Here is a 21,596-nt window from a genome sequence, read left to right as displayed (position 1 = left end):
TTGACCGGCCTGCCTCAGTCGCCCGACGAATTGGAAATGCATCGCACTCGCACTCGCTCTCGGGTGGGGGGGACTGGCAAGGCTGCCCCGTTGCGCCAGAAATGGGTCTGATCGGGTCGGCCAAGAGGCCACTTTAAGCGCGAAAGCGACGGCAGACCGTTTGACATGGGATAGCCGCCTCCCAAAATGCCATTTGACCAACATGCTTGTTGGGCTCGGCGCCGGCGGTATGATGATGGCCTGCGCGATTTTTACGCTTCTAGCCACCCGGGACGAGGGGTAGCCGCGAGGCTGTTCAGCCTATTGTTGGCATCAACACGCCGTTGATCACATGGATCATGCCGTTTGATTGTTCGACATCGGTTTCGGTCACAAAGCCGACGCTGCCCTGCGTGCCCTCGATCTTGATGTTGCCTTGGGCCTCGGTGAGTTTCAGATCCTCGCCGGCGACCGTCGTCAGAACCGCGCTCCCGCCGCCGGCCTTGATCTTCTTATAAAATTCAACGGCGGTCAGCCGACCCGGAACGACATGGAAGTTCAGTGCAACGGATGCAGAAAATGGCCAAAATCTGCCCTTTTTACTTGCGGCGGTCCAGATCTTGCCGCTCAAGCTTCAGCTGGTTTGCGCACTTGGGTCTCAGGGGGAACGAAGGTCCATAGGATGTCACCCGTGACGACCGATGGGCGGTGTTCGGCCGAGAAGATCATGAGGTCGCCCGACGGCCGTGCGACGGCCAGGCTGTCGCCGCCATTGGCTTTCATGCGCGCGACGAAGTGCGCGTAGGTGAATTTCTCGGTGATCCGCGTGCGGCCGAAGGTCCAGCCCGATTGAAGGCGATCGAGCAATTCCTCGATCGGCGTGCCAGCGAGGGTGAACACCCGCCCCCGGCGCCGGCTGCCAGCCCCCGATTCGCCGATGATACGGCTGACGCGGTCGGATCCCACTTCGGGTGCGAGCTCGCTGCATATCAAGGCATTGTAGCTGTCGTTGTCGGTCGCCGCGATCAGTTGCTGATATTGGCCCATGTCGATGTCGTCGTCATGCGCCTCATCGACGATATCGCCCTGATAGACGGGAATGCCGTTTCGCCTGGCGCGGCGCAGCGCGAGCTTGCTGGCGTCGGCAATCAGCACCTCGCGGCCTTGCGCCTTGATGAAGTCGGCGAACGCGATCGTCCAGCTGTTGGCGCCGACGAGAAGCACCCCATTCCCCTTGCCGCGGTCGAGCCCGAGCCAGCGCGCGAACCGCGCCGCCGTAAAGCCGTGGGCAAAGATCGTCACGATCACGACGCCGAACCCGAGCGGCACCAGCGCCTCGGCGCCGGCGATGCCAAGGTCCGAGAGACGCAGCGCGAAAAGCCCCGTCACCGCGACGGCGACGATGCCGCGCGGCGCTATCCAGGCAACGAACAACCGTTCCTTGAACGGAACGCGGGTAAAGAGCAGCGCGGTCATGATGGTGAGCGGCCGCACGACGAAGAGCAGCAACAGCAGGAAAATGACGAAGCGAAGCTCGAAGTTGCGCACGACCTCCCAATTGAGCGTGGCGGACAGAATGATGAAGACGCCCGAGACGAGCAGGATCGTCAGATCCTCCTTGAAGCGCAGCAGGTGGTGGCTCGAATAGGTTTCGCGATTGGCCATCACGACGCCCATGATCGTGACCGTGATCAGCCCGGTTTCGTGCATCACGAGATCGGAGAGAACGAAGACGGCGATCACCGTGGTCAGCAGAACGGGCGCTTTGAGATATTCGGGCACCCAGCCGCGCGGGAAAACCCAGGTCAGTGCAAAGCCGGCGGCGCCGCCGATCACCATGGCGAGGATGCTCGCCGCGCCGACATCGATGAGGATCGACGCGCTATTGGCGCCGGCCCCGCCATGGGTGATATAGCTGAAGACGCCCACGGCGAGCAGCGCGCCGATCGGGTCATTCACGATCGCTTCCCATTTGAGCATATTCTTGACGCGCGGCGCGATGTTGAGCGAGCGCAGCAAGGGGACGATCACGGTCGGCCCCGTCACGACCATGACGCCGCCGAACAGTGCCGCGAGTTCGAACGGCAGGCCCGCGCCATAATATGCGGCGGCGGTGCCGAGCGCCCAGCCCACCGGAACGCCGACGAAGACGAGCATGAACACCGCCACCCCTGCGTTGCGCAGCTCACGAAACTTGAGGCTCAGCCCGCCCTCGAACAGGATGATGGCAACCGCCAGCTTGATCACCGGTTCGCGCAGGGCCCCGAAATCGCGCTCGGGGTCGATCAGGCCGAGAATCGGGCCTGCGATGATGCCGGCGATCAGCATCAGCGCGATCGCGGGGCGCCCGGTTCGCCAGGCGACCCACTGCGCGCCGATGCCGATAACCCCGATCAGGGCAATTTTGACGAGCAGGGATTCAATCGCGAACATGTCGCCAGCCTATGCGGCACGACGGCAATTGGTTCCAGCGCCGAAAGCAAAGCTGTCCGCAGTCTGCGGCGCGTTCCTATTTGTCGGCGAGTGATCGGGGAGCCGGTTCGAAGGGATTTTCCCGTAGCGAGCGCCCGGCCGTTTCCGGCATGAAGCGGAGGGCCACCAGTCCCACCAGACAAGCGAGCATCATATAATAAGCCGGCATGAGCGGATCGCCGGTCAGGCTGATCAGGCCGCTGCCGACGATCGGCGCGGTGCCGCCGAAGATCGACGTCGAGATATTATAGGCGATCGCGAAGCCTGCGAAACGGACCGCGGTCGGGAACATCGCCGGAAAGGTCGCCGATATCGTCGCGAGCTGCGGGACGTAGAGCAGGCCGAGCGCCATGAAGCCGATAATCGCGCCTGCAAACCCTGTTCCGATCAGCATATAGAGCGGCACGACAAGCAGCAGCAGGCCGATCAGCGACCAGCGCCACATCGGCTTGCGGCCGACCCGGTCGGAAAGCGCGCCGGCGAACGGCAGGAAGATCATCATGAAGACCATGCCGATGATCGGGACGAGCAGAGCCTCCTCGCTCGACAGGCCGATGCGCCGCTGGAGATAGGTCGGCATATAGCTCAGCAGCGAATAGTTGACGACGTTGAGTGCGACGACGAGCCCGCCGACGACCAGCAGCGGACGCCAGTGATTACGCATCAAGCTGCCGAGCCCCGGCGGCTTGCGCTCCTCGGCCGCAGCCATTTCTTCGCGGAAGATCGGCGTGTCCTCCATCTTGGACCGCAGATACATTCCGACGAGCCCGATCGGCCCCGCGATCAGAAAGGGAATGCGCCAGCCCCATTCGTGCATCGCTTCGTCGCCGAGGTGCAGCGAATAGCCCAGCATGAGCGCCGCCCCGAGCGAGAAGCCGGCCAGCGTCCCAAATTCGAGGAAACTGCCATAAAAGCCGCGGCGGTCGTCAGGTGCATATTCGGCCATGAAGGTCGCCGCGCCGCCATATTCGCCGCCGGTGGAAAAGCCCTGGAGCATCCGTAAGAGGACGAGCGCCGCCGGTGCCCAGAAACCCACCGCGTCATAGGATGGAATGAGGCCGACGGCGAAGGTTGCGCCCGCCATCAGGAGGATCGTCATCGCGAGCACCGATTTACGTCCGATGCGATCGCCGAGCGGGCCCCAGAAGAGCCCGCCGAGCGGACGGATGAGGAAGGATATGGCGAAGGTTGCGAGCGCGAACAGCACCGCCTCTTCGGTATCGCCCGGGAAAAGCGCGGCTGAGATATAGGTCAGGCCATAGGCATAGATGCCATAATCGAACCATTCGACCGCATTGCCGAGCGCCGAGGCGCCGACCGCGCGGTGGAGCGGCGAAGGCTCGGGGAAGGGCGGCGGGTGGCCCGGCGCGTGGCCCGGCGCGTGGAGCGTCATCTCATTGTCCATTGATCACCTGTGGCGTTGGGTTTGGTTGAAAGGCGGGGTGGTCGGGGCCGGCCGGGTCGAGCAGAGCCGCGACCGGAGTGGTGCGCGGCAGAATCTGGAAATCCTGCTGCTGGTCGCCTGGGACGGGATCGCTCGTCGCGACGCGCCACATCCCGAAGGCGAGCATCGCGGCGGCCGCCAGCGCGATGAAGAGGAAGAGCCCGCCGGCATTTGTGAGAGTCATCGAAGCCGCTGCGCCGAGCGGGCCGAGCGCCGCGCCGGCAGAATAGAGGAGCACGAGTTGACCGCTGGCCGTTACGCGCTCGGACGGAAGCAGCCGGTCGTTCGCATAGGCGACGCAAAGCGGATAGAGCGCGAAGCTCAATCCGCCAAAGGCGGCACCGAGACCGAAGAGGAGGAACCCCTGCGGCTGCGTCGCCAGCCCGATGCTCGTCGCCCAGGTGGCGGCGAAGCAGATGAGGATGATACGGCGGCGGTCGTAGCGATCCGACAATCGGCCGAGCGGCCATTGCAGCGCGACGCCGCCGAGGATGACCGTCATCATGAAGGTCGCGGTCTCGCCAAGGTCGAGCCCGATCCGGCGCGCGTAAATGGCCGCCAGGCCATAGAAGGCGCCAAGCAACAGGCCGGTGACGCCCGCTCCCACGACACCGAGGGGCGAGGCCTCGAACAGGCGCCGCAGCGGTAGCGACGCGGCATCTTCGAGAACCGGCGCGCTGCTCCGGGTCAGGCAGACCGGGATGATCGCCAGCGAAATCAGAATCGCGGCAATTTGGAAAGGGACCTGCGGGGCGGTGTTGCCCGAACGCAGGATCAGCTGGCCGAACGCCTGGCCCGAATAGAGCGCGACCATATACCAGGCGAGCACCGTGCCGCGCGTGCCCGTTTCGGCGCGGTCGTTGAGCCAGCTTTCGACACAAACGAAGACGCCGGCGACGCAAAGCCCGTCGACCAGCCGCAGCGCGCCCCAAAGGAGGGGTTGCGCGAACAGCGCATAGGCGAGCGTGCTCGCGGACAGCAGCGCGACAAAGGCGGCGAAGGCGCGGATATGGCCGACGCGCCGCACAATATCGCCTGCCCTGAGCGCGCCGATCACAAGTCCCGCAAAATAAGCGGTCGCGACGAGTCCGATGACCATTGTCCCGCTGCCGGCGCGCTCAAGCCGGAGCCCGATCAGGGTCGACAGAAAACCGCTGCCCGCCATCAGCACAAAGATGGCAATCAGCAGGCTGCGGACCGGCAGGATCGTTGCGAGCATCAGATGTCGTCGGCGGCCGCGTCAGGCGGCGCGCCGGCCCTCGGCCGCTTGCCCCTCATCCTCGACCAGCGCCCGGTGAAGGGCGCGCACCGCCGCGTCGAAGTCGCGGCATTCGATGATGAACTGGATATCGACGTTGCGGATCTGGTGTTGCATCGCGATCATCATGATCCCCGCCTCATCGAGCGCGCGCAGCGCGTCGGGAACAAGCCCGGGGCGCGAGATGTCGCTGCCGATCGCCGACACCATCGCCACCGGCTGCGCCGAAATGGAGGCGTCGGGATAGTCTTTCTGCAGATCGGCGATCACCTTCGTCACCGCGTCGGGCGATGCGGCGAGATAATGGGTGATCGTGTTGGCGTTCGACGATTTGCTGACGATCCACACGCCGTGGCGGGCCAGCGACTCGAGGATCGCGCTGTCATAGCCTTTGATCCCGACCATATCCTGCTCGAAGAATTGCAGCGCCTGCATCTGGCGAATGCCGGTGACGATCTCGACGCGCGGGACGTCCGAGACATAGTCGCCAGTCACCAGTGTGCCCTCATCCTCGCGGTCGAAGGTGTTGCGAATGCGCAGCGGAATATCGGTCTGGCGCAGGCCGCGGCCCGCGCCCGGATGGATCGCTTCCATGCCGAGATTGGCGAGTTGGTCGGCGACATCATAATTTGTGCGGCCGATCTTGCACGCCTTGTCCACGCCGACCAGCTTGGGATCAGCGCTCGACAGGTGAAACTCCTTGTGGATGATCGCCTCGCGCGCGCCGGTCAGCACCGCGAGCCGCGAGAAGGTCATCTCGGTATATCCGCGCGCATAGCGCCGCACCATGCCGCCTTCGCACCCGGCGTAGCCGGTCACTATGGGGAGGGTGTTCGACAGGTTGATCGCCGCGAACGCCTCCTCGATCCGCTGGTCGAGGCTGCGCAGATCGTCCTGATCCCACAAGGTGAGATCGACGAACCGGGCGTTCACACCCCGGTCGCGCAGCAGCAGCGCGGTGCTATGCGCGCTATGCGCTTCGCCGATCCCCGCGAGCAGTTCGCGAAGCGTCAGCAACTGTTCCTTGACGCAGAAGCGGCCGTGGCTGCGCAGCCGCGCGAGATCCTCGAGGCAAGCTGACACAGCGCGGATCCGTTGCTCGATAAAGGCATCCGCTTCGGCGCGGCTCTTCGCTTGCGCGAACATCGCGGCGTTGCGATCGCGCACCGCCTCGCGAACGACGCCGATCGCGTTGCGCCAGCCTTCGGCGGTGTCGTCGGCGACGAAGCGGCCATAGACACCCGGGGTGCCGCTTTTCTTGTTTTCGAGCAGCAGGTCGGTCATTCCGGCATAGGCCGATACGACGAAGATGCGCTGGTACAGATCGGGACCCGTGCGGCCCGCGATGAGGACATTGTCGAGCAGCGTTTCGGTCGCCGCCATGGAGGTGCCGCCGATCTTCTCGACGCTATGGCCGCCCGTCATGCCGGCACCGGCTCATTGAGCTGCCCCCGTTCGCTCCGCAGCGGCTGTGGATCGCCGCGATGGGCGAGAAACCAGGGGCGGGGCTTGGGCGCGCCGAACGGCTCTTCGAGCCGGTTGCTGACCGCATTATAGACAAGAAACGCATTCGCGCGCGGGAAGGGCGTGATGTTGCCGTTCGAACCGTGCATGAGATTGCAGTCGAACAGGATCACGGTCCCCGGCTTGCCGGTTGGCGCAACGATGCCATGCCTGTGCGCCAGTTCGGCGAGGCTGTCTTCGTCGGGGACGCCATATTCCTGGCGCTTGAGCGAACTCAGATAATGATCGTCGGGCGTCTCGCCGATGCAGGTGAGATAGGTGCGATGCGATCCCGGCAGGACCATCAGCGGCCCGTTATGCGGGGTGTTATCGGCGAGCAGGATCGACATCGACAGCGCGCGCATCCGCGGCATGCCGTCCTCGACATGCCAGGTCTCGAAATCACTGTGCCAGTAGAATTCCTTGCCGGTGAAACCCGGTTTATAGTTGAGCCGCGACTGATGGATATAGACCTCGTCGCCGAGCAGGAATTTTGCGACGTCGGCGAGGCGCGCATCGGCGGCGAGGCGCGCCATGACCGCATTCTGCCGGTGAATCTCGAAGATCGACCGGATTTCTTTTTCCTGCGGCTCGGTTACGATCGTGTCTTGGTCGAGCGCGGCCGGATCCGCTAGCAGCGCGCCCGCGGCCTTTTGCAGGAAGGCGACTTCATCGTCCGAGAAGATATCCTCGAGCACGATATAGCCGTCGCGGTCGAATTGTGCGGCCTGCGCCGGGCTGATCGGCGCGTCGTTGCTCCATTCGCTATGGACGACGGGATCCTGCCGCGGCCGCATCTCTGCTGCCGCGGCATGGCGCGATGGGTAGAGGTCAATCATGGAAAATCCCCGTTTTTCTTTTGTCATTCAGCCAGAACGGTCGCGCGCAGAACCTCGGGATCGGCGGGATAGGCGCCGGTTTCGTCATGCACTTCCTTGCCGGTGACCGGCGGGTTGAAGGTGCAGGCGGTCAAGATGTCGGTTTCGGGACGCACGATGTGGCGATCATTGTCGGTGAGCGCATACATGACGCCGGGCTCGAGCTTGTGAATCTCGCCGGTGGCAAGATCTTCGATGGTGCCCTTGCCCTTGAGCACGAAGACCGATTCCAGATGGTTCTGGTAATGCATCTTCAATTCGGTGCCCGCGAACATGGTGGTGATGTGGAAGGAAAAGCCCATCCCGTCGTCCTTGAGCAGCATGCGGGCGCTGGCCCAGCCGTCCGAGCGGACATTGCGGTCGGTCTTGCGGATGTCGTTGAGGTTGCGAACGATCATATTGTGTCTCCTGAGTTATTCGGCGGCGACGGCGTATTCACTTGTCATCGCCTCGCGGATCCGGGTTTCGAGAATGTCGAGGCCGACGCCCAGCGTCGCATCGTCGATGACGAGCGGCGCGAGCACCTTGATCACCTCGTCATGCGCGCCGCTGGTCTCGATGATCAGGCCGGCGTCGAAACAGGCGGCGGTAACGGTTCCGGCAAGCTCCCCCGATCCCGTGTTGATGCCGCGCATCATGCCGCGCCCGCGGGTTTCAAAGCCATATCGGGCAGCGATGCGGGTGAGGCGCGCGTCGAGCAGATCGCCGCGACGGCGCACATCGACCTGGAATGCGCCGTCGCTCCAGAAATGGCGCAGCGCCGCCGTCGCGGTGACGAAGGCATGGTTGTTGCCGCGGAAGGTGCCATTATGCTCGCCGGGCGAGAACTGGTCGAACTCGGGACGGAACAGGGTGAGCGCAAAGGGAAGTCCCATCCCCGACAGCGACTTGGCCATCGTGATGATGTCGGGCGTGAACCCCATCTCCTCGAAGCTGAAAAAGCCGCCGGTCCGGCCGCAGCCGGCCTGGATGTCATCGACGATCAGCAGCGCGCCATGCGCCTTGGCGATATCGGCGATCCGGCGCAGCCATTCGGGCGACGCGGCGTTCAGCCCGCCTTCGCCCTGAACAGTTTCGACAAGGATCGCGGCCGGCGCGTCAAGCCCGCTCGACGGGTCGGACAATCGCTGGTCGAGCAGATCGGCGGTGTCGACCTCGGGCCCGTAATAGCCGTCATAGGGTTCGTGCGCGACATGACTGAGCGGCACCCCGGCACCGCCACGCTTGGCGGCGTTGCCGGTGCAGGCGAGCGCGCCGAGCGTCATGCCGTGAAAGCCATTGGTAAAGGCGATGACCATTTCGCGGCCGGTGACCTTGCGCGCCAGTTTGATCGCCGCCTCGACCGCATTGGTGCCGGTGGGGCCGGTGAACATGAGGCGATAATCGAGCCCGCGCGGGGTCAGGATGACATCCTCGAACGTGCGGAGGAAAGCCTCCTTGGCGTCGGTGTGGAGGTCGAGACCATGCGCGATGCCGTCGGCGGCGATATAATCGAGCAACGCTTGCTTCAGCAGCGGATGGTTATGGCCATAGTTGAGGGTCGAGCAGCCCGACAGGAAGTCGAGATAGCGCCCGCCTTCGCTGTCGTGCATCCAGACGCCCTCGGCCTTGCCGAACTGGCGCGGCATCGACCGAGCATAGCTTCGCACGCCGGACTCGCGGCGCTCATAGATCATCCTGTCCGGGATCGCACCGGACGGTTTCGGTTTCATAGTCATCGATTTATCCCTGTGCTTCTTGAATCTTTTTAAGGTCGAACGGCCCGATGCGGGCCTGATACTCGGTCGGATAAGCTCCGGCGAAATGCGCTTCGCGCTCGAACAGCGCGGTGCGTTCGAGCGGCGCGTCCCAGTCGCGGGCGAGTGAGTGAAACAGCGCCCAGGACGCTTTATTGTCGTCGGTCACGGTGGTGGTCAGGCAGGTGACGCCCCGCTGCGCACGCCGATCGAGCAACGATTGGATCATCCGCTTCGCAAGGCCCTTGCCGCGCCCCTCGCTCGCGACGGCAACCTGCCAGACGAAAAAAGATGTCCGGTCGGACGGCGGACGATGCCCCGATACCCACCCAACGACTCGTCCTTCCTGTTCGGCGATTACGCAATGGTCGGCGAAATGCGTCGACTGGATAAGATTGCAGTAAGCCGAATTGCGATCGAGCGGCGGGCAGCGCGAGATCAGCGCCGTGATAGCCGGCCCGTCGGTGGCGACAGGCCTTCTAAATACAACTCCGGTAGAGAGAGGTGGGGCGCCCGCTTCTTTTTCCAAAGGCAATGACTCTCCGTCCTGTTGCCGGTCAAATATTGTTCATCTCCTGAAGGATAATTTGGAGCGGTCGTGGTACGACTCGCTACTGGATGCCCTAAAATATAGCATCCACGACGATACGTTCAACCCATGCGACGAAATATACTTCGGAAAATGAAACATAATTAAATGGGCTGATATGAAAATACGGGTTTGTGCTGGCCGGGGGTGCGGCTAACAAATCCGGATGGAAACCGAGATTGCCAACGCCACTTTGAAAGCGCTTCGGCGCGTCCTGCGGGCGGCCGAAGGCGGCAGCCGCAAGCTCGCCGTGGCAACCGGTCTCACGCCTTCGCAAATGCTCGTCCTTCGCGAAATCGACGCACAGCCCGCGGGCACGCCCGGCGCCATCGCGCGGCAGCTGCAGTTCAGCCAGGCGACGATCACCGCCATCGTCGACCGGCTCGTCGCGCTCGACCTCGCGGCGCGGACGCGCAGCGATCGCGACAAGCGCCAGATTCTCCTGAGCACGACTGCCGAGGGTCGCCGACGGGTCGCCGAGGCGCCCGATATGCTGCAGGAAATATTTACGGGTCGCTTTGGCGCCTTGCCGCCCTGGGAGCAGGCGATGATCCTTGCCAGTACGGAGCGTCTGGCGGCCTTGTTGGGCGCCGCAGAGATGGACGCCGCGCCCTTGCTTGACAGCGGGGCCATCGACCGGGCGGGGGCCGCCGACCTCGCCTGAACTCGCGGTAGCTCGGCCCTTCTTTTTGCGTAAGCCTTTTGCGCGGCGCGGACGCGCGCTAGTGAACCCGGCATCTTCGGCGCAGTGTGGCTGGCCGTGAAGACCGGTTTCGCGATCCGCCCGCGCGGTGCGACTTGGCTGCAAGTCTATGCCGTCTCGGTGCTGTGCGGCATCGGATGCACGATGAGCCTCTTCATTGGCGGTCTCGCCTTCGCCAATCCGGAGCTCGTCGAGGAGGCAAAGCTGAGGACATTGGCAGGATCGCTGCTGGCTGCGTTGGTCGGATTTATCGTGCAGCGCCGCGCCCGCCGGCTCCCGAACAGCTTCGCGAGGATATCGAACAAAATGATGAGATCAAGCGGAACGGCGACGTCGCGCTGGCGGGTGGCGAAACCGGACTTTCGCGGATCCGGGCGTGATACCGGCTGCTCAGCGATCGGCGCGAAGCTTCGGCGCCGATCCAATATTGCTGGGGAATAATTTTTGATAGCTGTGCTGAAATAGGCGGCTACGGATTTTAGCATCGGTTGATGTCTTCAACCGCCATGGTTCGCCGAAAGCAACCTTACCGCAACCGCCAGAAACTGATGGTGGTACATGGGCATGGATGGTTCACAAGGGTAGGCCAGCGTAATGGGACAGCGCACAGGGTTACGCTGCTGTACCCGCAAGTGCGCCTGAAAACGTCGGCTTGTATTTCTACGCCAGCCGACGCGAAGGGGCGTTGGGTCTGGACAACGCCGCGCAAAGCCCTGGTGCTTTGGCGTAGCCTTTCGTGCGTCTGGAAAAGAATGGCTCCCCGGGTAGGATTATAACTCGCCGTGACTGGGTGGGCCACTATGTGCGCGAAGAGGCGCGAAAAGCTCAGGATTTTCTTAAGTTTTTAGGTTTTCGGTGTGTATCAATGTGCCTTGACGTGCGCGTCCTTGCCACATAGATTTGTGGGAACGAATGGCTCGCGGGAATCTCAACAACCATGGGAAAGCTTACCGACCTGAAAGTAAGGAACGCCAAACCCGGAATCCATGGCGACGGCGCCGGCCTTTACCTGAGAGTGAAAAAGCCGACTAAGGATGCTCAAAAGCGGGGCCAGACGGTCGGCTCGAAATCTTGGGTGCTGCGGGTTCAGTTCCAGGGCGGTCGCGAAGATATTGGGCTCGGCGGCTATCCGACCGACCTTTCTTTAAGTGAGGCCCGAGAGAAAGCGGCGCACCTCCGCAAATTCGCAAGGCAGGGAAAAAACGCGCGCGAGGAGCGCGACCGGCAAAAACTAGTCGTGCCGACGTTCAAAGAGGCGATGCTTAAAGCTCACGCCGAGCTGTCCAAGGGGTGGAGCGTGAAGAATGCGGCCTCGTTCAAATCGTCGCTGCAAGACCACGTCGTGCCCAAAATCGGCAACCGCCGGGTCGACCATATCAGAACCGCGGATGTTATCTCGGCACTTGCAGCGGTGTGGACCGAAAAGCCTGCCTTGGCGCAGAAGCTTCGAGTTCGCATCTTACAGGTGCTCAGCTTCTCAAGGGCCAATGGCTGGCGCTCGGAAGCGCTACCCGATCCGCGCGAACTGCGCGATGGGCTCGCCCGTCGTCCCAAAGGGGGTAATTTTGCAGCGGTACCTTTTAGGGATGCACCGGCGTTTGTTGCTGACCAACTGGGCAAGGAAGAGACCACCGGCCGCCTCGCCCTTTTGTTCACGATACTGACGGCCGCCCGCAGCGGCGAAGTTCGATCGGCGCAATGGGAGCATGTCGATCTTGAGGCGCGGGAATGGAACCGCCCGGCCGAATTGATGAAGGCCGGCGTCAAACATACGGTGACGCTCAACGATGCGGCTATCGCGATTTTGGAGCGCGCGAAGGCCTTGTCCAATGGGAAGGGTCTCATTTTCCCAGGCGGCCGCAAGGGGGCTAGGCTTTCTGATATGACGCTGACGAAGGTAATGCGGACCGCAAAACGGACGGAAACCGTTCACGGCTTTCGGTCGACGTTCCGCGATTGGGCGGCCGAGAAAATGTCGAGAATACCTGCAATGGTGTCGGAGATGGCATTGGCGCACAGCGTCGGAACAAAGACCGAACAAGCTTATCTGCGCTCGGATCTCCGCGACTTGCGCCGCGATCTCATGGATGCGTGGGGATGCTTTGTTGCACCCTCGCTGTCCATCGCGGAGGATAATGTTGTGACATTTTCGAAGGTTGGATGATGTCCAGATTGCGCGTCCGAGTTCAACAAGTACGTGATACGAACAGATGTTGAAATAATATTGCGCGAAACCCGGTTTCGAGGTAGCCAAAGGCACACACTTGCACGGAGGCACCCATGCTTACACAGAATCAAAACACGGCTCCCCGCCTACTCGGCGTCAATGACGCGGCTCTCGCTTTAGGGGTCTGTCGTCGCACAATTTACCGGCTGATCGACGGTGGCACGTTGCGCACTACTAAGGTCGGTCGCCTGACAAAGATTCCTGCGGCCGATATCGACGCTGTCGTCGCTAGCGCGGCATGAACCATGTGCCAGAAAGAAGAACGCCCCGCCGGTAAGGACGGGGCGTTGCGGGAATGTTTGCGAAGCCAAACCCGTAACCCCCATACCCCTTCACCGCCGATCGATCAACACCCCGCGCAGCCGGGGCCGGTATTGATGCGGCACTATTTTCGGGATGGCGAGCTGCCGGGAGGCGATCATGGTTGACCATGCCCTCCGCGAGCAACTGACGCTGATCTTGATGAACGACGCCCTCGAGGCGAATAGTCGGGATTGGGTAGAGGCGACTTATCACCTTCTCGACGTCGCCGGCACGATCATCATCGAAGCGGCGAACCGCACCGGCCTCGACGATCGCGAGCAAGTCCGGCTCGCGGCCCAATATCTGATCGGGCAAGTCGACGCCAACTCGGGAGGCGTCCAATGACCCAGCCCAAGCTGACACGCCAGGCCAGATGGGCGAAGGCGAATCCGAAGGCCGTTTGGGCGCACGCATCGCTGCGCTCGGCGCTGCGCCGCGGGCTGATCCACCCCGAGCCGTGCGAAGAGTGCGGCGCTGAGGTGGTCGACGCCCACCACGATGATTACGATACGCCGCTGTTGGTGCGCTGGCTCTGTCGGCGGCATCACCGTGCGGTACATCGGAAAATCGCCGGGTGAGCAAAAAGGGGCATCACAAACCTGATGGGCGGGGCGGGCAATATGCGCTTGCCCCGCATGTCACGATGGACGCTCTGCTGTCGCTGGTTTCCCACCGCGCCGTCGCGGCATGGCTCGCCATCGTGCGGCGCTTCAACGGCTTCAATAATGGCCAGATCGCCCTTTCGATGCGCGATCTGGCCGAAGTGATTGGGAGCCCCAGCAACCCAGCCAACGCGGACGCGATAGACGAGCTTGAGGCCGCCGGCTTCATCCGCGCCACTCGCTTTCCCAAGGGGCAGCGGAAAGCCACGGAGTATGAACTGACGCACATAACGACGGGCCGGAATGGCGAGATCGCGGCGACCCATGATTATCTGGAGCGACTGGAAACAAAAAAATCCAGCGTGTCGCATTTCCACACTCGAAACCCCTTACGCGTGTCTCGTTTCCACACTCGTAGGAAACATCGCGTGTCGTGTTTCGACACAGGCGCGACGGAAACGGTAGGGTTCGACGGCCACGCCCCTGTGTCGTCTTTCCACACACATATAGTTAGCCATATCTCTCCTCAATCCGATCCCGTTTCAGATACCCCCGATATTGCCCCAAAATCATCGCGGGCCATTTCGCCGCTGTCGGCAGCAATGGACTTAGCCGAGCTGCGATCGTTCGCCCGTGCCTATCTCGATTGGGCATCGGCAGGCGCGCAATCGAAGCTGGCGCATCACGTCGAGATGCCAGGCGGCACGCTGTCCAAATTCCTAAGCGGGCGATCGTTGCCCGACCAATACCGGATGCCGCTGCAACTGGCGGTAGCTCGATCCTTTCCGATGGATGCGCGAAATGCCGCCTGACCCGTCGCCGTGCCAATCTGACGCATAACGAACCAACCGAATTAGGAGATCATCACCATGGCCAAGGCCCCGACAAAGACCAGCAAAGAAATCACGAAGCCCGAACCCGGAGATAGCCGCAGGTCCGCCATGGCCGCCGCGATCGATGCCGCAGGGGATCGCCCGTTGCGAGTGGCCGTGGAGGTCGAGTGCGAGGGCGACAACTCCATGAAGGTGTCGGCACCGCATAGCGATGAGCTTGGAAATCACGCCTTGCTGCTGGACACTTTCGGCACGGTGTCCTCACACTTCACGAATGCCGCCATGGTCGAGCTCGAATGGATGACGCGGTCGCGCGGTGCAGGGAAGGCCAACGACCCTGTCCGCCTAAACTCCGCGCTGGCCTTGATTGGCGCCATTGATGCCCATGATGAACTTGAGGCCGCGCTGGCGCTCCAAATGGCCGGATGTCACTCCCTGAGTGTCGAGATGATCGCGCGTGCGCGACAGACCGACAACAACGATCACCTCCAGCTCTATGGCAATCTCGCTCTCAAGCTGCAGCGCACCTTCGCGGCTCAGATTGAGGCACTCACTCGCCTGCGCGGTGGCGCCAATCAGTCTGTGCGAGTCGAACACGTTCACGTCCACGCCGGCGCGCAGGCGATCGTCGGGGCCGTCGAGGCACCCGGGGCGGGGGGTAGGGGCAATAGAAAAAAACGAGGACAATCAGATGCAACCGAAGATTTTGGCCGACAGCCCGCGTTGCGGAGCACGGACGCGCAAGGGAACGGCGTGCCAATCGCCAGCGGTAGCGGGGAGGCGAAGGTGCAGAATGCACGGCGGCACTAATCCCGGCGCGCCGATCGGGAACCAGAACGCCTTCAAGCACGGCCGGTACTCCGCCGAGACGATCGCCGTACGGAAGATGTTGCGAGCGATGCGCCAGCAACTCCGAGAATCGGGGTTATAATCCTATCATGTCCGCCAAAGGCCATTGAATTAATGAGCGAAATTGTCGCCAAGTTGGCGACACCCATCGTCCTGCCCACCATTAAGTAGAGCCCCCGTCCACGTGGGCGGGCCTATAGCGGCCGCATAGAGTAATATAATATCGCATCGACGTAATTATCTATTGCAGAATACGCCCGGTTTGATAGCTTCATACAGCGAGGCCAGATCGAGGATCACCCCCTTTCCCCAATTTAGTCTCGCTGCGCCCCGGTCGGCTGGCCCGATCGGTCCGGGGCGCTCACGCAATTCAGCCGCGACATCCGTCCCGGCCAATCGGAGCGATGACGACATGACGAATCTTCTCAAAGACTTTCTCGCAGGGCGAGCCGCTGCGCCCGCACGCCAGCCCATCACCAACGATCCGCCCGCCGTCACCCGTGCCGAGTTCGCTACGCTGGTGAAAGTGGTCGAGGCACTTGTCGAGGATGTCGAGGTCGCGACCTCGCCCGAGAAGTTGACGGAAGCCATGAATGCGGCGGTGAAGCCGCTCCTTGCCAACATGCAGGTGAATGCGGGCGGCGCGCGCGGCCATTACCGGGCGCCGCTCGCGCTGCCGGCCGACGGTGAAGGCCGCGGTGCTCGCACCTTGGCGAACGGCAAGCGCGACCGCGGTTTCCTCGCCCCTCGCGATGACGACGACGGTCTGGGCAACATCATGCCCGAGCGCGTCAACAACGCTGCCAAGAATATCCCGCACTTCCATCTCGCGCCGAAGGGGGAGTAAGCACCATGGCAACCGCATTTGCCCAAGACCGCGCGCCCGAGACTGTCATCGATCGCACGCTGATCCTCTCTCCCAAGCAGCTATGGCCGGACTTGGCGAAATGTCCCGACTGGCCCGCCCTGCGGCCGACCGAACGATATGATGGCCCCCGCGGGAAGGCTGGAGCAGAGGCACGCCTTGAGGCAATCGCCCAATATCTCAATCGCGGTCCAGGTAAGCTGCGCAAGCCGACGACAGACGAATGCGATTCTGAGTTTTCCCGCGTGTTTCGTCGCAGCGGGTCTACCTGGCATCATCTCGGCATCAACGAGCTTAGCGCGCTCGGCATGATGACCGAAGGTGAGGCTGGCTTGATGGTCGAGGCGTGTCACCTCCGGGGGTATCTGCTCAAACTGGAAACCCGCGAGGCCGACGAGGTCAAGGCGAAAGAGCAGCAGCGCCTCTCCGCGGCGCGACGCACGCTGGAAAGCTATCGAGCCGATGCACCCGCGAGGGTCGAGGAGATTGCGTCGCTTGCGGAAGCCGTCGCGCGTCATCAACAGCGGATCGATGACGAAGCCGCCTTCCAGCGTTCGGCCATGCTGCGTCAGAGTATGGAGGGCTGGCACAGCCAAGCGGTGGCAGCGGCGCACGAACTCGGCTTGAGCGTTCCCGACGCACCCGTGTTTGTGATCTAGGAGCAAGACCATGGATGTTGCCGCCTTAGCCCTCAGCGTAGATTCGAAGGACGTCGTCGCCGCAACGGCCGATCTCGACAAATTCGCGAAGTCTGCCGACAAGGCGGCGGCATCCACCGGCAAGATGTCCGGGGGCGGCGGGAACACGGCCAAACTGGCTGCCGACTATGCTCGCGCTGCCCAAACGGCTGATATGGCCAGCAGCGCCGTGACGAAGGCGGCGGCGGCAGTAGGGCGGGCCGATGCTTCCATGCGGTCCGCGTCCGCGTCGTCGGCGGCCATGCGAGCTGCCAACGACAATGTGACGCGATCGTTCGTGAATGCAGATGCCCAGGTGATCGCATACCGGGAGCACCTCCTTCGACTCGTGGCGGCGCAGAACGCGCAGACGCAATCAGCAGCAGCCAATGCGACGGCGAGCAAGGCGGCGGCCGCGGCGAGCGGCACCGCGGCCACAGGCGTCGTCGCCGTCGGTGTCGCCAGTCGAACCACGTCTGCAATCGCGTCGGGCCTCGCCGGCATCCTTGGCGGGCTCGGCGGCGTGATCATTGGCACCGTCGTGACGGCCGTGATCGAGATGACGGCGAAGATGTTCGACAATGCCGATAGCCTGAAAACCGCCGAACTCGCGGCGACCAGCTACAGCAACGTGCAATCCGTGCTCGGCGAGATGTTCGACCTGACGACGGGCAAGATCAAGTCTCAGAACGAGGCGCTGCGCTTCAATATCCAGCTCACTGCCATCAACCTTCGCGCCAGCGCCATGGCGGCGGAGAAAGAGGCTCAGGCCGCCGAGCGCGCGTCCGGACAACGTAGCTGGTCGGGTTGGCTCACCGCCAAGCGTCCCGGCAGGCTGCAAGAATCGCATGACACGCTAGCCCGCCGGAACCTGCAGGGCGTGATGCGGGGCACGATGGACCCGTCCGAGGTCGCGAAATGGGCCGAGAAAGCGGACTTCAGCGGCGTCAATATTTCGGCTCAGGAATATTTGCAGGCGTTGGCCAAGGTGATCGAGGTGCGCGATGCCCGGGGCAACGCGGCGAAGATCGAGGAATCACTCGCCACCGGCAAGCTCGACAAGTCCTTCCTGCAGGAAGACAGCGGCACGGGGCGCGCGGCGCGGACTGCCGGCGCCGGTCGCACGGCATCGCGCTCGGCGGCGATCAGCGACGAGGCGAGGGCGCTACAGGAACGCACACGCGCGACCGACCAGTATATCGCCAGCATGGAGGAGGAGGTCGCCAAGATCGGGCTTTCCGAGGAAGCGTTGCGGAAATATGAGGTTGTCCAAGCCCTATCGCGCGCGACCACGGACCAGCAGCGCGAAGCCATCGTCCAGCTCAGCGCCGAGCGCGAAAAGGCGTTGAAGCTCGATCGCCAGCAGCAGGAAGTCGAGGCCGCAAAGAAGCAGCTCGAGGCGACGCGCCAGGGCATCACCGGTGGCGTCGACATCGAATTGCAGACGATGGGTCTCGTCGGCGCCGAGCGCGACCGTGAAATTCTTCGGATCCAGCGCCAGATCGAACTGACCGGCATCTTGGCGAATATCAAAAAGGCCGAGGCGGACGGGAACGTCGCGCTCGCCGAGACCTATCGCCAGCTCGCAGCGGCGAAGGACGAGGAATACGCCAAAAAGATACAGGTCGTTGATGGCCAGGAGAGCATCGACAAGCAGACCAAGGCCATCGCCGATGCGCGCGAAATGGCGAAGGGCTTCTTCTCTGACTGGATCAATGGCGTCCGCGCGGGTGAGAACGTCTTTAAATCGCTCGCTAAGTCGATCAATAACATGCTCGATAGCCTCATCGACAAGCTGCTCAATCAGTTCGTGAACCAGATGTTCGGCGGAGGGGGCAGTATGGGCCAGATGGGGGGCATGGGAGCGATGGGCGGCATGGGCGCCGCCGGCGCGATCGGGACCGTGCTCGGGACATTGGCCGGCAAGGGTATCGTCAGCCTGTTCAAGAGCATTTTCGCCGACGGCGGCGCGTTCGGCACCGCGCAGCGATATGCCCATGGCGGGGCCTTCGATCGCGCGCAACGCTTCGCCAACGGCGGCAGTTTCACGAACCAGATCATCACGAGCCCGACGCTGTTCAAGTTCGCCAAAGGAACGCAGCTCGGCGAAATGGGCGAAGCCGGGCCAGAGGCCGTCATGCCCTTGGGTCGTCTCCCTAATGGCAAGCTGGGCGTTCACGCAATGGGCGGCGCGGGCGGGGCAGGCCGCGGGCCGGTCAACGTCACCAACGAGATCACGAACAACTACAAGGTTGATGGCGGTTTCATGCCCGAAACGGTCATGGCGCTTATCCGGCAGGGCGGCGAAGCCACGGAAGCGCAGATCAGGCGAAACCTTCAGACCATGCTCGCGCAGCTAGACCAGGACGGCGTGCTGCAATGACCAGATAGCGCGGCGGCGTCGGGAAATGCCGCCGCGTTAGGGGCCGGGAGGGTTCAGCGCTTTTCTCTCCCGGCCCTACTTGCAGCTACATCTCGATACCCTTACGGGTTGCAGTCTCCGCGGCCCTTTTCCCACACTTTTGGTGAAGATTTGTGAGGATCCACAAAAGCTTCTCCTCATCGACCTTAGTCATGTAAATGAAGGCGGAGTCATCCTTGCCGAGCTGGGCCAGCAGCGATCTCGTCTGCACCTTCGTTTTCAAACTACTCACCGTGTTGAGGTAATCTTCCTCGAGACCGGCGCAGACCATCGATCGGCGAACTTCGATGCCGCCCCATACCAGGGCGACGGACGCGGCAAGGCCGATCGCTATCAAAACTGACTTGTTCATGCCGCCCCCGATCAATCGGCAGACGCTACTCGGACGCTAAGCCTTTTTCAACCAAGCGACGGACGGCTTCTGGTCTGGAGATAAAGGGCGGTCCCTTATCCGCGATCCACGCATCGATCCTGCCAAGGTCATCGGCCTGAAACCGTGTGCCGACGAGCGTCCCTGTCTCAGGCGCTCGGGCCTTTCGTGTTTTCGTGTTATCACCAGTTGACTTGCTCATGTTCTCGCGTTAACACGAACACAGGCCGGAAGGAAGCGCGAACTTCCAACCGGCCCTAACCAACGCCGATCCCAAGGAGATCAGTTATGGCTACCGCTTTTGATACCCGCGCTCAGCGGGGCAATCCACAATTACCGTTTATCCATCCCGACGACATGGCTAACCGTTATGCTCTCACCGGCCGGGGCAACTGCATGGCGCCCGTCATCACTGACGGTGCCCTGATCGCCTTCGATAAGCGCGAGACCCCCGAGCCGGGCGACCTTGTCGGTATCGTCTTCACTCGGGAAGCGGCCGTGCGCCACGGCATGCCTGGCATCGTGAAGCGCCTTGTGAGCCGTCCAACCTTTGGCTGCGTCGCGATCATTGTGGTGGAGCAGTTGAACCCGCCTCGGTCGTTTTCAATCGCTTCGACGGATGTTCTCGCCGTTCACAAGCTAATCGGCCTCGCTGTCGATCGGGGCGACGGAAAGGCAATGATAACGCCGCTCGGAGGTGCACAATGAGCGCCCTGATGGAGATGTTCACCGCAACGCCTCAGCTTGGCGAAGATGAAAAGCGTCGTGCCTTGAAAACACTGGCGAACGACACTTGGGAGGAAAGGTATCAGCTTAGCCTCGAGATCGATGAGCTAAACCATGAAGCCCACGCGAAGGCGCTGCGCTGCTTTAGGCTGCGCGGCACGGACTGCAAATTTGACGCCGCAGTTGCCGGCGGGGCTCAGGTCCTCATTGCATATCAGGCGATGGACCTGATTGACCGCTATGTGCGCTTCCCGATCGCCACCAAGGGCGGGCGCGCCAGTCGCCGTAGCAATTTGCGTAAATGGCGCGCGATGACGAGGTATTGCCCGCCAGCCGTGAAGGAATGGGAAGCTCGCGAACCGAAGTGGCTTGCCGCGTTGGAGGCAGGAGCATGACCGCAAATGTTATAGGCTTGCCCGATCGCGTGATCATTCAGGCAGCGCCGGACTTCAACGCGGATGTTGTCGAAGCGCGGCAGCGCGTTGCGCGACTGCGGTCCGAGCTTAACAAATGCGCGAACGGCAGCGCCGACTGGCACATCACCAAGATTATTTTCGATGTGTGGGAAGATATATTGGCGGACCTGGTCCGGCATCGGCGCGACAACGTCATTCAGTTCGGGAGGGCCTGACATGGGAAAGCTGATCCAGTTCCCCGACCTTATGAGCCAGATGCCGCACCGGCCTGACAACTGGTTGCGCAAGCCCCGCAAGATGCTCACCCCGCTCGACCTGCTGGAGGAAGCTCGGTGGCGGCTCCGCGAGCACACGGAGAATCGCGACCGGATGCTTGAAGAGGGCTATACAGACAAGGCGGAATATATCCACGCCGAGATGGGCGTTAAGATGTGGTCCGACTTGCTGATCGAGCGCGAATCTGCGGCGGCTGACACCACCCTAAATTATGCCGGCAAGATTTACGCCGAGCCGCTGGGGAGGGCGTGATGTGTGCGCGCGACACAGCCCTCGAGCCGGTGATCCACGTTCGCAAGGATGGGCCCTTCTATCGGGTTCAGGTCATCCCGCCGGAAGCGCTCGGCAAGATGCTGCAGCGCCCGGAGACCTACGCCAGCGACGTGACTGCGCGCATGGCAGCGAAAGTGCTGTCGGGCATAACTGGCTGGCCCGTCACCGACCTGACGGCGGCGAATTGCGGCTGAG

Annotated in this window: 27 protein-coding genes; 17 read left to right on the top strand and 10 right to left on the bottom strand. The window is 62.5% G+C overall.

Annotated features, from left to right (window positions below; genetic code table 11):
• Positions 1 to 295: 295 nt before the first annotated feature.
• The 9 genes from SKP52_RS15635 to ectA form a co-directional block, all read right to left on the bottom strand.
• Positions 296 to 610 carry a fasciclin domain-containing protein gene (locus SKP52_RS15635; RefSeq protein WP_052208379.1) on the bottom strand — a complete coding sequence of 105 codons (315 nt, stop codon included), beginning with the start codon at positions 608 to 610 and terminating at the stop codon, positions 296 to 298.
• Positions 607 to 2,412, bottom strand: a complete 1,806-nt coding sequence (locus SKP52_RS15630; protein ID WP_039576241.1) for a cation:proton antiporter — start codon at positions 2,410 to 2,412, stop codon at positions 607 to 609. The genes SKP52_RS15635 and SKP52_RS15630 overlap by 4 nt, the downstream gene beginning before the upstream one ends.
• Before the next feature lie 76 nt (positions 2,413 to 2,488).
• Positions 2,489 to 3,844: an MFS transporter gene (locus SKP52_RS15625; protein WP_039581253.1), complete on the bottom strand. Its 1,356-nt coding sequence runs from the start codon at positions 3,842 to 3,844 to the stop codon at positions 2,489 to 2,491.
• Position 3,845: 1 nt separating this feature from the next.
• Entirely contained in the window at positions 3,846 to 5,114 is a 1,269-nt protein-coding gene (locus SKP52_RS15620) for an MFS transporter (protein WP_039576239.1), read from the bottom strand.
• A gap of 21 nt (positions 5,115 to 5,135) precedes the next feature.
• Positions 5,136 to 6,578, bottom strand: a complete 1,443-nt coding sequence (locus SKP52_RS15615) for an aspartate kinase (protein ID WP_039576236.1) — start codon at positions 6,576 to 6,578, stop codon at positions 5,136 to 5,138.
• Positions 6,575 to 7,495, bottom strand: coding sequence for an ectoine hydroxylase (thpD, locus tag SKP52_RS15610; RefSeq protein WP_039576234.1), 921 nt, complete (start codon positions 7,493 to 7,495; stop codon positions 6,575 to 6,577). The genes SKP52_RS15615 and thpD overlap by 4 nt, the downstream gene beginning before the upstream one ends.
• Before the next feature lie 23 nt (positions 7,496 to 7,518).
• Entirely contained in the window at positions 7,519 to 7,932 is a 414-nt protein-coding gene (locus SKP52_RS15605) for an ectoine synthase (RefSeq protein WP_039576232.1), read from the bottom strand.
• 15 nt (positions 7,933 to 7,947) lie between these two features.
• Positions 7,948 to 9,252, bottom strand: coding sequence for a diaminobutyrate--2-oxoglutarate transaminase (ectB, locus tag SKP52_RS15600; protein WP_039576231.1), 1,305 nt, complete (start codon positions 9,250 to 9,252; stop codon positions 7,948 to 7,950).
• A gap of 4 nt (positions 9,253 to 9,256) precedes the next feature.
• The gene (gene ectA / locus SKP52_RS15595; RefSeq protein WP_039581250.1) at positions 9,257 to 9,712 is read right to left on the bottom strand and encodes a diaminobutyrate acetyltransferase; all 456 of its coding nucleotides are present in this window, start codon (positions 9,710 to 9,712) and stop codon (positions 9,257 to 9,259) included.
• A gap of 313 nt (positions 9,713 to 10,025) precedes the next feature.
• On the opposite strand from ectA, the gene SKP52_RS15590 reads away from it, so the two are divergent.
• The 12 genes from SKP52_RS15590 (at position 10,026) to SKP52_RS15545 (ending at position 19,301) form a co-directional block, all read left to right on the top strand.
• Positions 10,026 to 10,523, top strand: coding sequence for a MarR family winged helix-turn-helix transcriptional regulator (locus SKP52_RS15590; protein WP_039576229.1), 498 nt, complete (start codon positions 10,026 to 10,028; stop codon positions 10,521 to 10,523).
• 84 nt (positions 10,524 to 10,607) lie between these two features.
• Positions 10,608 to 11,003 carry a Na+/H+ antiporter NhaA gene (locus SKP52_RS15585; RefSeq protein WP_039576228.1) on the top strand — a complete coding sequence of 132 codons (396 nt, stop codon included), beginning with the start codon at positions 10,608 to 10,610 and terminating at the stop codon, positions 11,001 to 11,003.
• Between the two features lie 496 nt (positions 11,004 to 11,499).
• Entirely contained in the window at positions 11,500 to 12,726 is a 1,227-nt protein-coding gene (locus SKP52_RS15580; RefSeq protein ID WP_039576226.1) for a tyrosine-type recombinase/integrase, read from the top strand.
• Positions 12,727 to 12,842: 116 nt separating this feature from the next.
• Positions 12,843 to 13,031, top strand: coding sequence for a helix-turn-helix domain-containing protein (locus SKP52_RS27495; RefSeq protein ID WP_081997403.1), 189 nt, complete (start codon positions 12,843 to 12,845; stop codon positions 13,029 to 13,031).
• Between the two features lie 178 nt (positions 13,032 to 13,209).
• A complete protein-coding gene (locus tag SKP52_RS15575) occupies positions 13,210 to 13,437 on the top strand; it encodes a hypothetical protein (RefSeq protein WP_148309159.1) in 228 nt (75 codons plus the stop codon).
• A complete protein-coding gene (locus SKP52_RS15570; RefSeq protein WP_039576221.1) occupies positions 13,434 to 13,670 on the top strand; it encodes a hypothetical protein in 237 nt (78 codons plus the stop codon). Before SKP52_RS15575 ends, SKP52_RS15570 begins: the two co-directional genes overlap by 4 nt.
• Before the next feature lie 65 nt (positions 13,671 to 13,735).
• A complete protein-coding gene (locus SKP52_RS15565; protein ID WP_039576218.1) occupies positions 13,736 to 14,506 on the top strand; it encodes a hypothetical protein in 771 nt (256 codons plus the stop codon).
• Positions 14,507 to 14,563: 57 nt separating this feature from the next.
• Positions 14,564 to 15,337 carry a hypothetical protein gene (locus SKP52_RS26535; protein WP_160292432.1) on the top strand — a complete coding sequence of 258 codons (774 nt, stop codon included), beginning with the start codon at positions 14,564 to 14,566 and terminating at the stop codon, positions 15,335 to 15,337.
• A complete protein-coding gene (locus SKP52_RS27490) occupies positions 15,234 to 15,458 on the top strand; it encodes an HGGxSTG domain-containing protein (protein ID WP_407695107.1) in 225 nt (74 codons plus the stop codon). The genes SKP52_RS26535 and SKP52_RS27490 overlap by 104 nt, the downstream gene beginning before the upstream one ends.
• A gap of 330 nt (positions 15,459 to 15,788) precedes the next feature.
• A complete protein-coding gene (locus SKP52_RS15555; protein ID WP_039576216.1) occupies positions 15,789 to 16,223 on the top strand; it encodes a hypothetical protein in 435 nt (144 codons plus the stop codon).
• Positions 16,224 to 16,228: 5 nt separating this feature from the next.
• Positions 16,229 to 16,900, top strand: coding sequence for a hypothetical protein (locus tag SKP52_RS15550; protein WP_039576213.1), 672 nt, complete (start codon positions 16,229 to 16,231; stop codon positions 16,898 to 16,900).
• Between the two features lie 10 nt (positions 16,901 to 16,910).
• Entirely contained in the window at positions 16,911 to 19,301 is a 2,391-nt protein-coding gene (locus tag SKP52_RS15545) for a phage tail tape measure protein (RefSeq protein ID WP_039576212.1), read from the top strand.
• Positions 19,302 to 19,386: 85 nt separating this feature from the next.
• Here SKP52_RS15545 and SKP52_RS15540 read toward each other — a convergent pair whose 3' ends face one another.
• Entirely contained in the window at positions 19,387 to 19,692 is a 306-nt protein-coding gene (locus SKP52_RS15540; RefSeq protein WP_039576209.1) for a hypothetical protein, read from the bottom strand.
• A 306-nt stretch (positions 19,693 to 19,998) separates the two neighbouring features.
• Here SKP52_RS15540 and SKP52_RS15535 point away from each other — a divergent pair, with 306 nt between their 5' ends.
• From SKP52_RS15535 to SKP52_RS15515, 5 genes are read left to right on the top strand one after another with little or no spacing between them, the layout of a single operon-like run.
• Entirely contained in the window at positions 19,999 to 20,418 is a 420-nt protein-coding gene (locus tag SKP52_RS15535) for a S24 family peptidase (protein WP_039576207.1), read from the top strand.
• Positions 20,415 to 20,831 (top strand): hypothetical protein, encoded by a 417-nt coding sequence (locus tag SKP52_RS15530; RefSeq protein ID WP_039576204.1) that lies wholly within the window; start codon positions 20,415 to 20,417, stop codon positions 20,829 to 20,831. The genes SKP52_RS15535 and SKP52_RS15530 overlap by 4 nt, the downstream gene beginning before the upstream one ends.
• A complete protein-coding gene (locus SKP52_RS15525) occupies positions 20,828 to 21,067 on the top strand; it encodes a hypothetical protein (protein ID WP_039576202.1) in 240 nt (79 codons plus the stop codon). The genes SKP52_RS15530 and SKP52_RS15525 overlap by 4 nt, the downstream gene beginning before the upstream one ends.
• 1 nt (position 21,068) lies before the next feature.
• On the top strand, positions 21,069 to 21,380 hold the full coding sequence (locus tag SKP52_RS15520; RefSeq protein ID WP_039576200.1) for a hypothetical protein: 312 nt from the start codon (positions 21,069 to 21,071) through the stop codon (positions 21,378 to 21,380).
• Positions 21,380 to 21,595 (top strand): hypothetical protein, encoded by a 216-nt coding sequence (locus tag SKP52_RS15515; RefSeq protein ID WP_039576198.1) that lies wholly within the window; start codon positions 21,380 to 21,382, stop codon positions 21,593 to 21,595. Before SKP52_RS15520 ends, SKP52_RS15515 begins: the two co-directional genes overlap by 1 nt.
• Position 21,596: the final 1 nt, after the last annotated feature.

This window comes from Sphingopyxis fribergensis (assembly GCF_000803645.1).
Classification (GTDB): Bacteria; Pseudomonadota; Alphaproteobacteria; order Sphingomonadales; family Sphingomonadaceae; genus Sphingopyxis; species Sphingopyxis fribergensis.
This window is presented reverse-complemented; position numbering and strand designations above follow the sequence as displayed.

Coding starts and splice junctions, on each gene's coding strand:
- SKP52_RS15630 (WP_039576241.1), bottom strand. CDS start 2,412: ATGTTCGCGATTGAATCCCTGCTCGTCAAAATTGCCCTGATCGGGGTT.
- SKP52_RS15625 (WP_039581253.1), bottom strand. CDS start 3,844: ATGACGCTCCACGCGCCGGGCCACGCGCCGGGCCACCCGCCGCCCTTC.
- SKP52_RS15620 (WP_039576239.1), bottom strand. CDS start 5,114: ATGCTCGCAACGATCCTGCCGGTCCGCAGCCTGCTGATTGCCATCTTT.
- SKP52_RS15615 (WP_039576236.1), bottom strand. CDS start 6,578: ATGACGGGCGGCCATAGCGTCGAGAAGATCGGCGGCACCTCCATGGCG.
- thpD (WP_039576234.1), bottom strand. CDS start 7,495: ATGATTGACCTCTACCCATCGCGCCATGCCGCGGCAGCAGAGATGCGG.
- SKP52_RS15605 (WP_039576232.1), bottom strand. CDS start 7,932: ATGATCGTTCGCAACCTCAACGACATCCGCAAGACCGACCGCAATGTC.
- ectB (WP_039576231.1), bottom strand. CDS start 9,252: ATGACTATGAAACCGAAACCGTCCGGTGCGATCCCGGACAGGATGATC.
- SKP52_RS15590 (WP_039576229.1), top strand. CDS start 10,026: ATGGAAACCGAGATTGCCAACGCCACTTTGAAAGCGCTTCGGCGCGTC.
- SKP52_RS15580 (WP_039576226.1), top strand. CDS start 11,500: ATGGGAAAGCTTACCGACCTGAAAGTAAGGAACGCCAAACCCGGAATC.
- SKP52_RS27495 (WP_081997403.1), top strand. CDS start 12,843: ATGCTTACACAGAATCAAAACACGGCTCCCCGCCTACTCGGCGTCAAT.
- SKP52_RS15575 (WP_148309159.1), top strand. CDS start 13,210: ATGGTTGACCATGCCCTCCGCGAGCAACTGACGCTGATCTTGATGAAC.
- SKP52_RS15570 (WP_039576221.1), top strand. CDS start 13,434: ATGACCCAGCCCAAGCTGACACGCCAGGCCAGATGGGCGAAGGCGAAT.
- SKP52_RS15565 (WP_039576218.1), top strand. CDS start 13,736: ATGGACGCTCTGCTGTCGCTGGTTTCCCACCGCGCCGTCGCGGCATGG.
- SKP52_RS26535 (WP_160292432.1), top strand. CDS start 14,564: ATGGCCAAGGCCCCGACAAAGACCAGCAAAGAAATCACGAAGCCCGAA.
- SKP52_RS15555 (WP_039576216.1), top strand. CDS start 15,789: ATGACGAATCTTCTCAAAGACTTTCTCGCAGGGCGAGCCGCTGCGCCC.
- SKP52_RS15550 (WP_039576213.1), top strand. CDS start 16,229: ATGGCAACCGCATTTGCCCAAGACCGCGCGCCCGAGACTGTCATCGAT.
- SKP52_RS15545 (WP_039576212.1), top strand. CDS start 16,911: ATGGATGTTGCCGCCTTAGCCCTCAGCGTAGATTCGAAGGACGTCGTC.
- SKP52_RS15540 (WP_039576209.1), bottom strand. CDS start 19,692: ATGAACAAGTCAGTTTTGATAGCGATCGGCCTTGCCGCGTCCGTCGCC.
- SKP52_RS15535 (WP_039576207.1), top strand. CDS start 19,999: ATGGCTACCGCTTTTGATACCCGCGCTCAGCGGGGCAATCCACAATTA.
- SKP52_RS15530 (WP_039576204.1), top strand. CDS start 20,415: ATGAGCGCCCTGATGGAGATGTTCACCGCAACGCCTCAGCTTGGCGAA.
- SKP52_RS15525 (WP_039576202.1), top strand. CDS start 20,828: ATGACCGCAAATGTTATAGGCTTGCCCGATCGCGTGATCATTCAGGCA.
- SKP52_RS15520 (WP_039576200.1), top strand. CDS start 21,069: ATGGGAAAGCTGATCCAGTTCCCCGACCTTATGAGCCAGATGCCGCAC.
- SKP52_RS15515 (WP_039576198.1), top strand. CDS start 21,380: ATGTGTGCGCGCGACACAGCCCTCGAGCCGGTGATCCACGTTCGCAAG.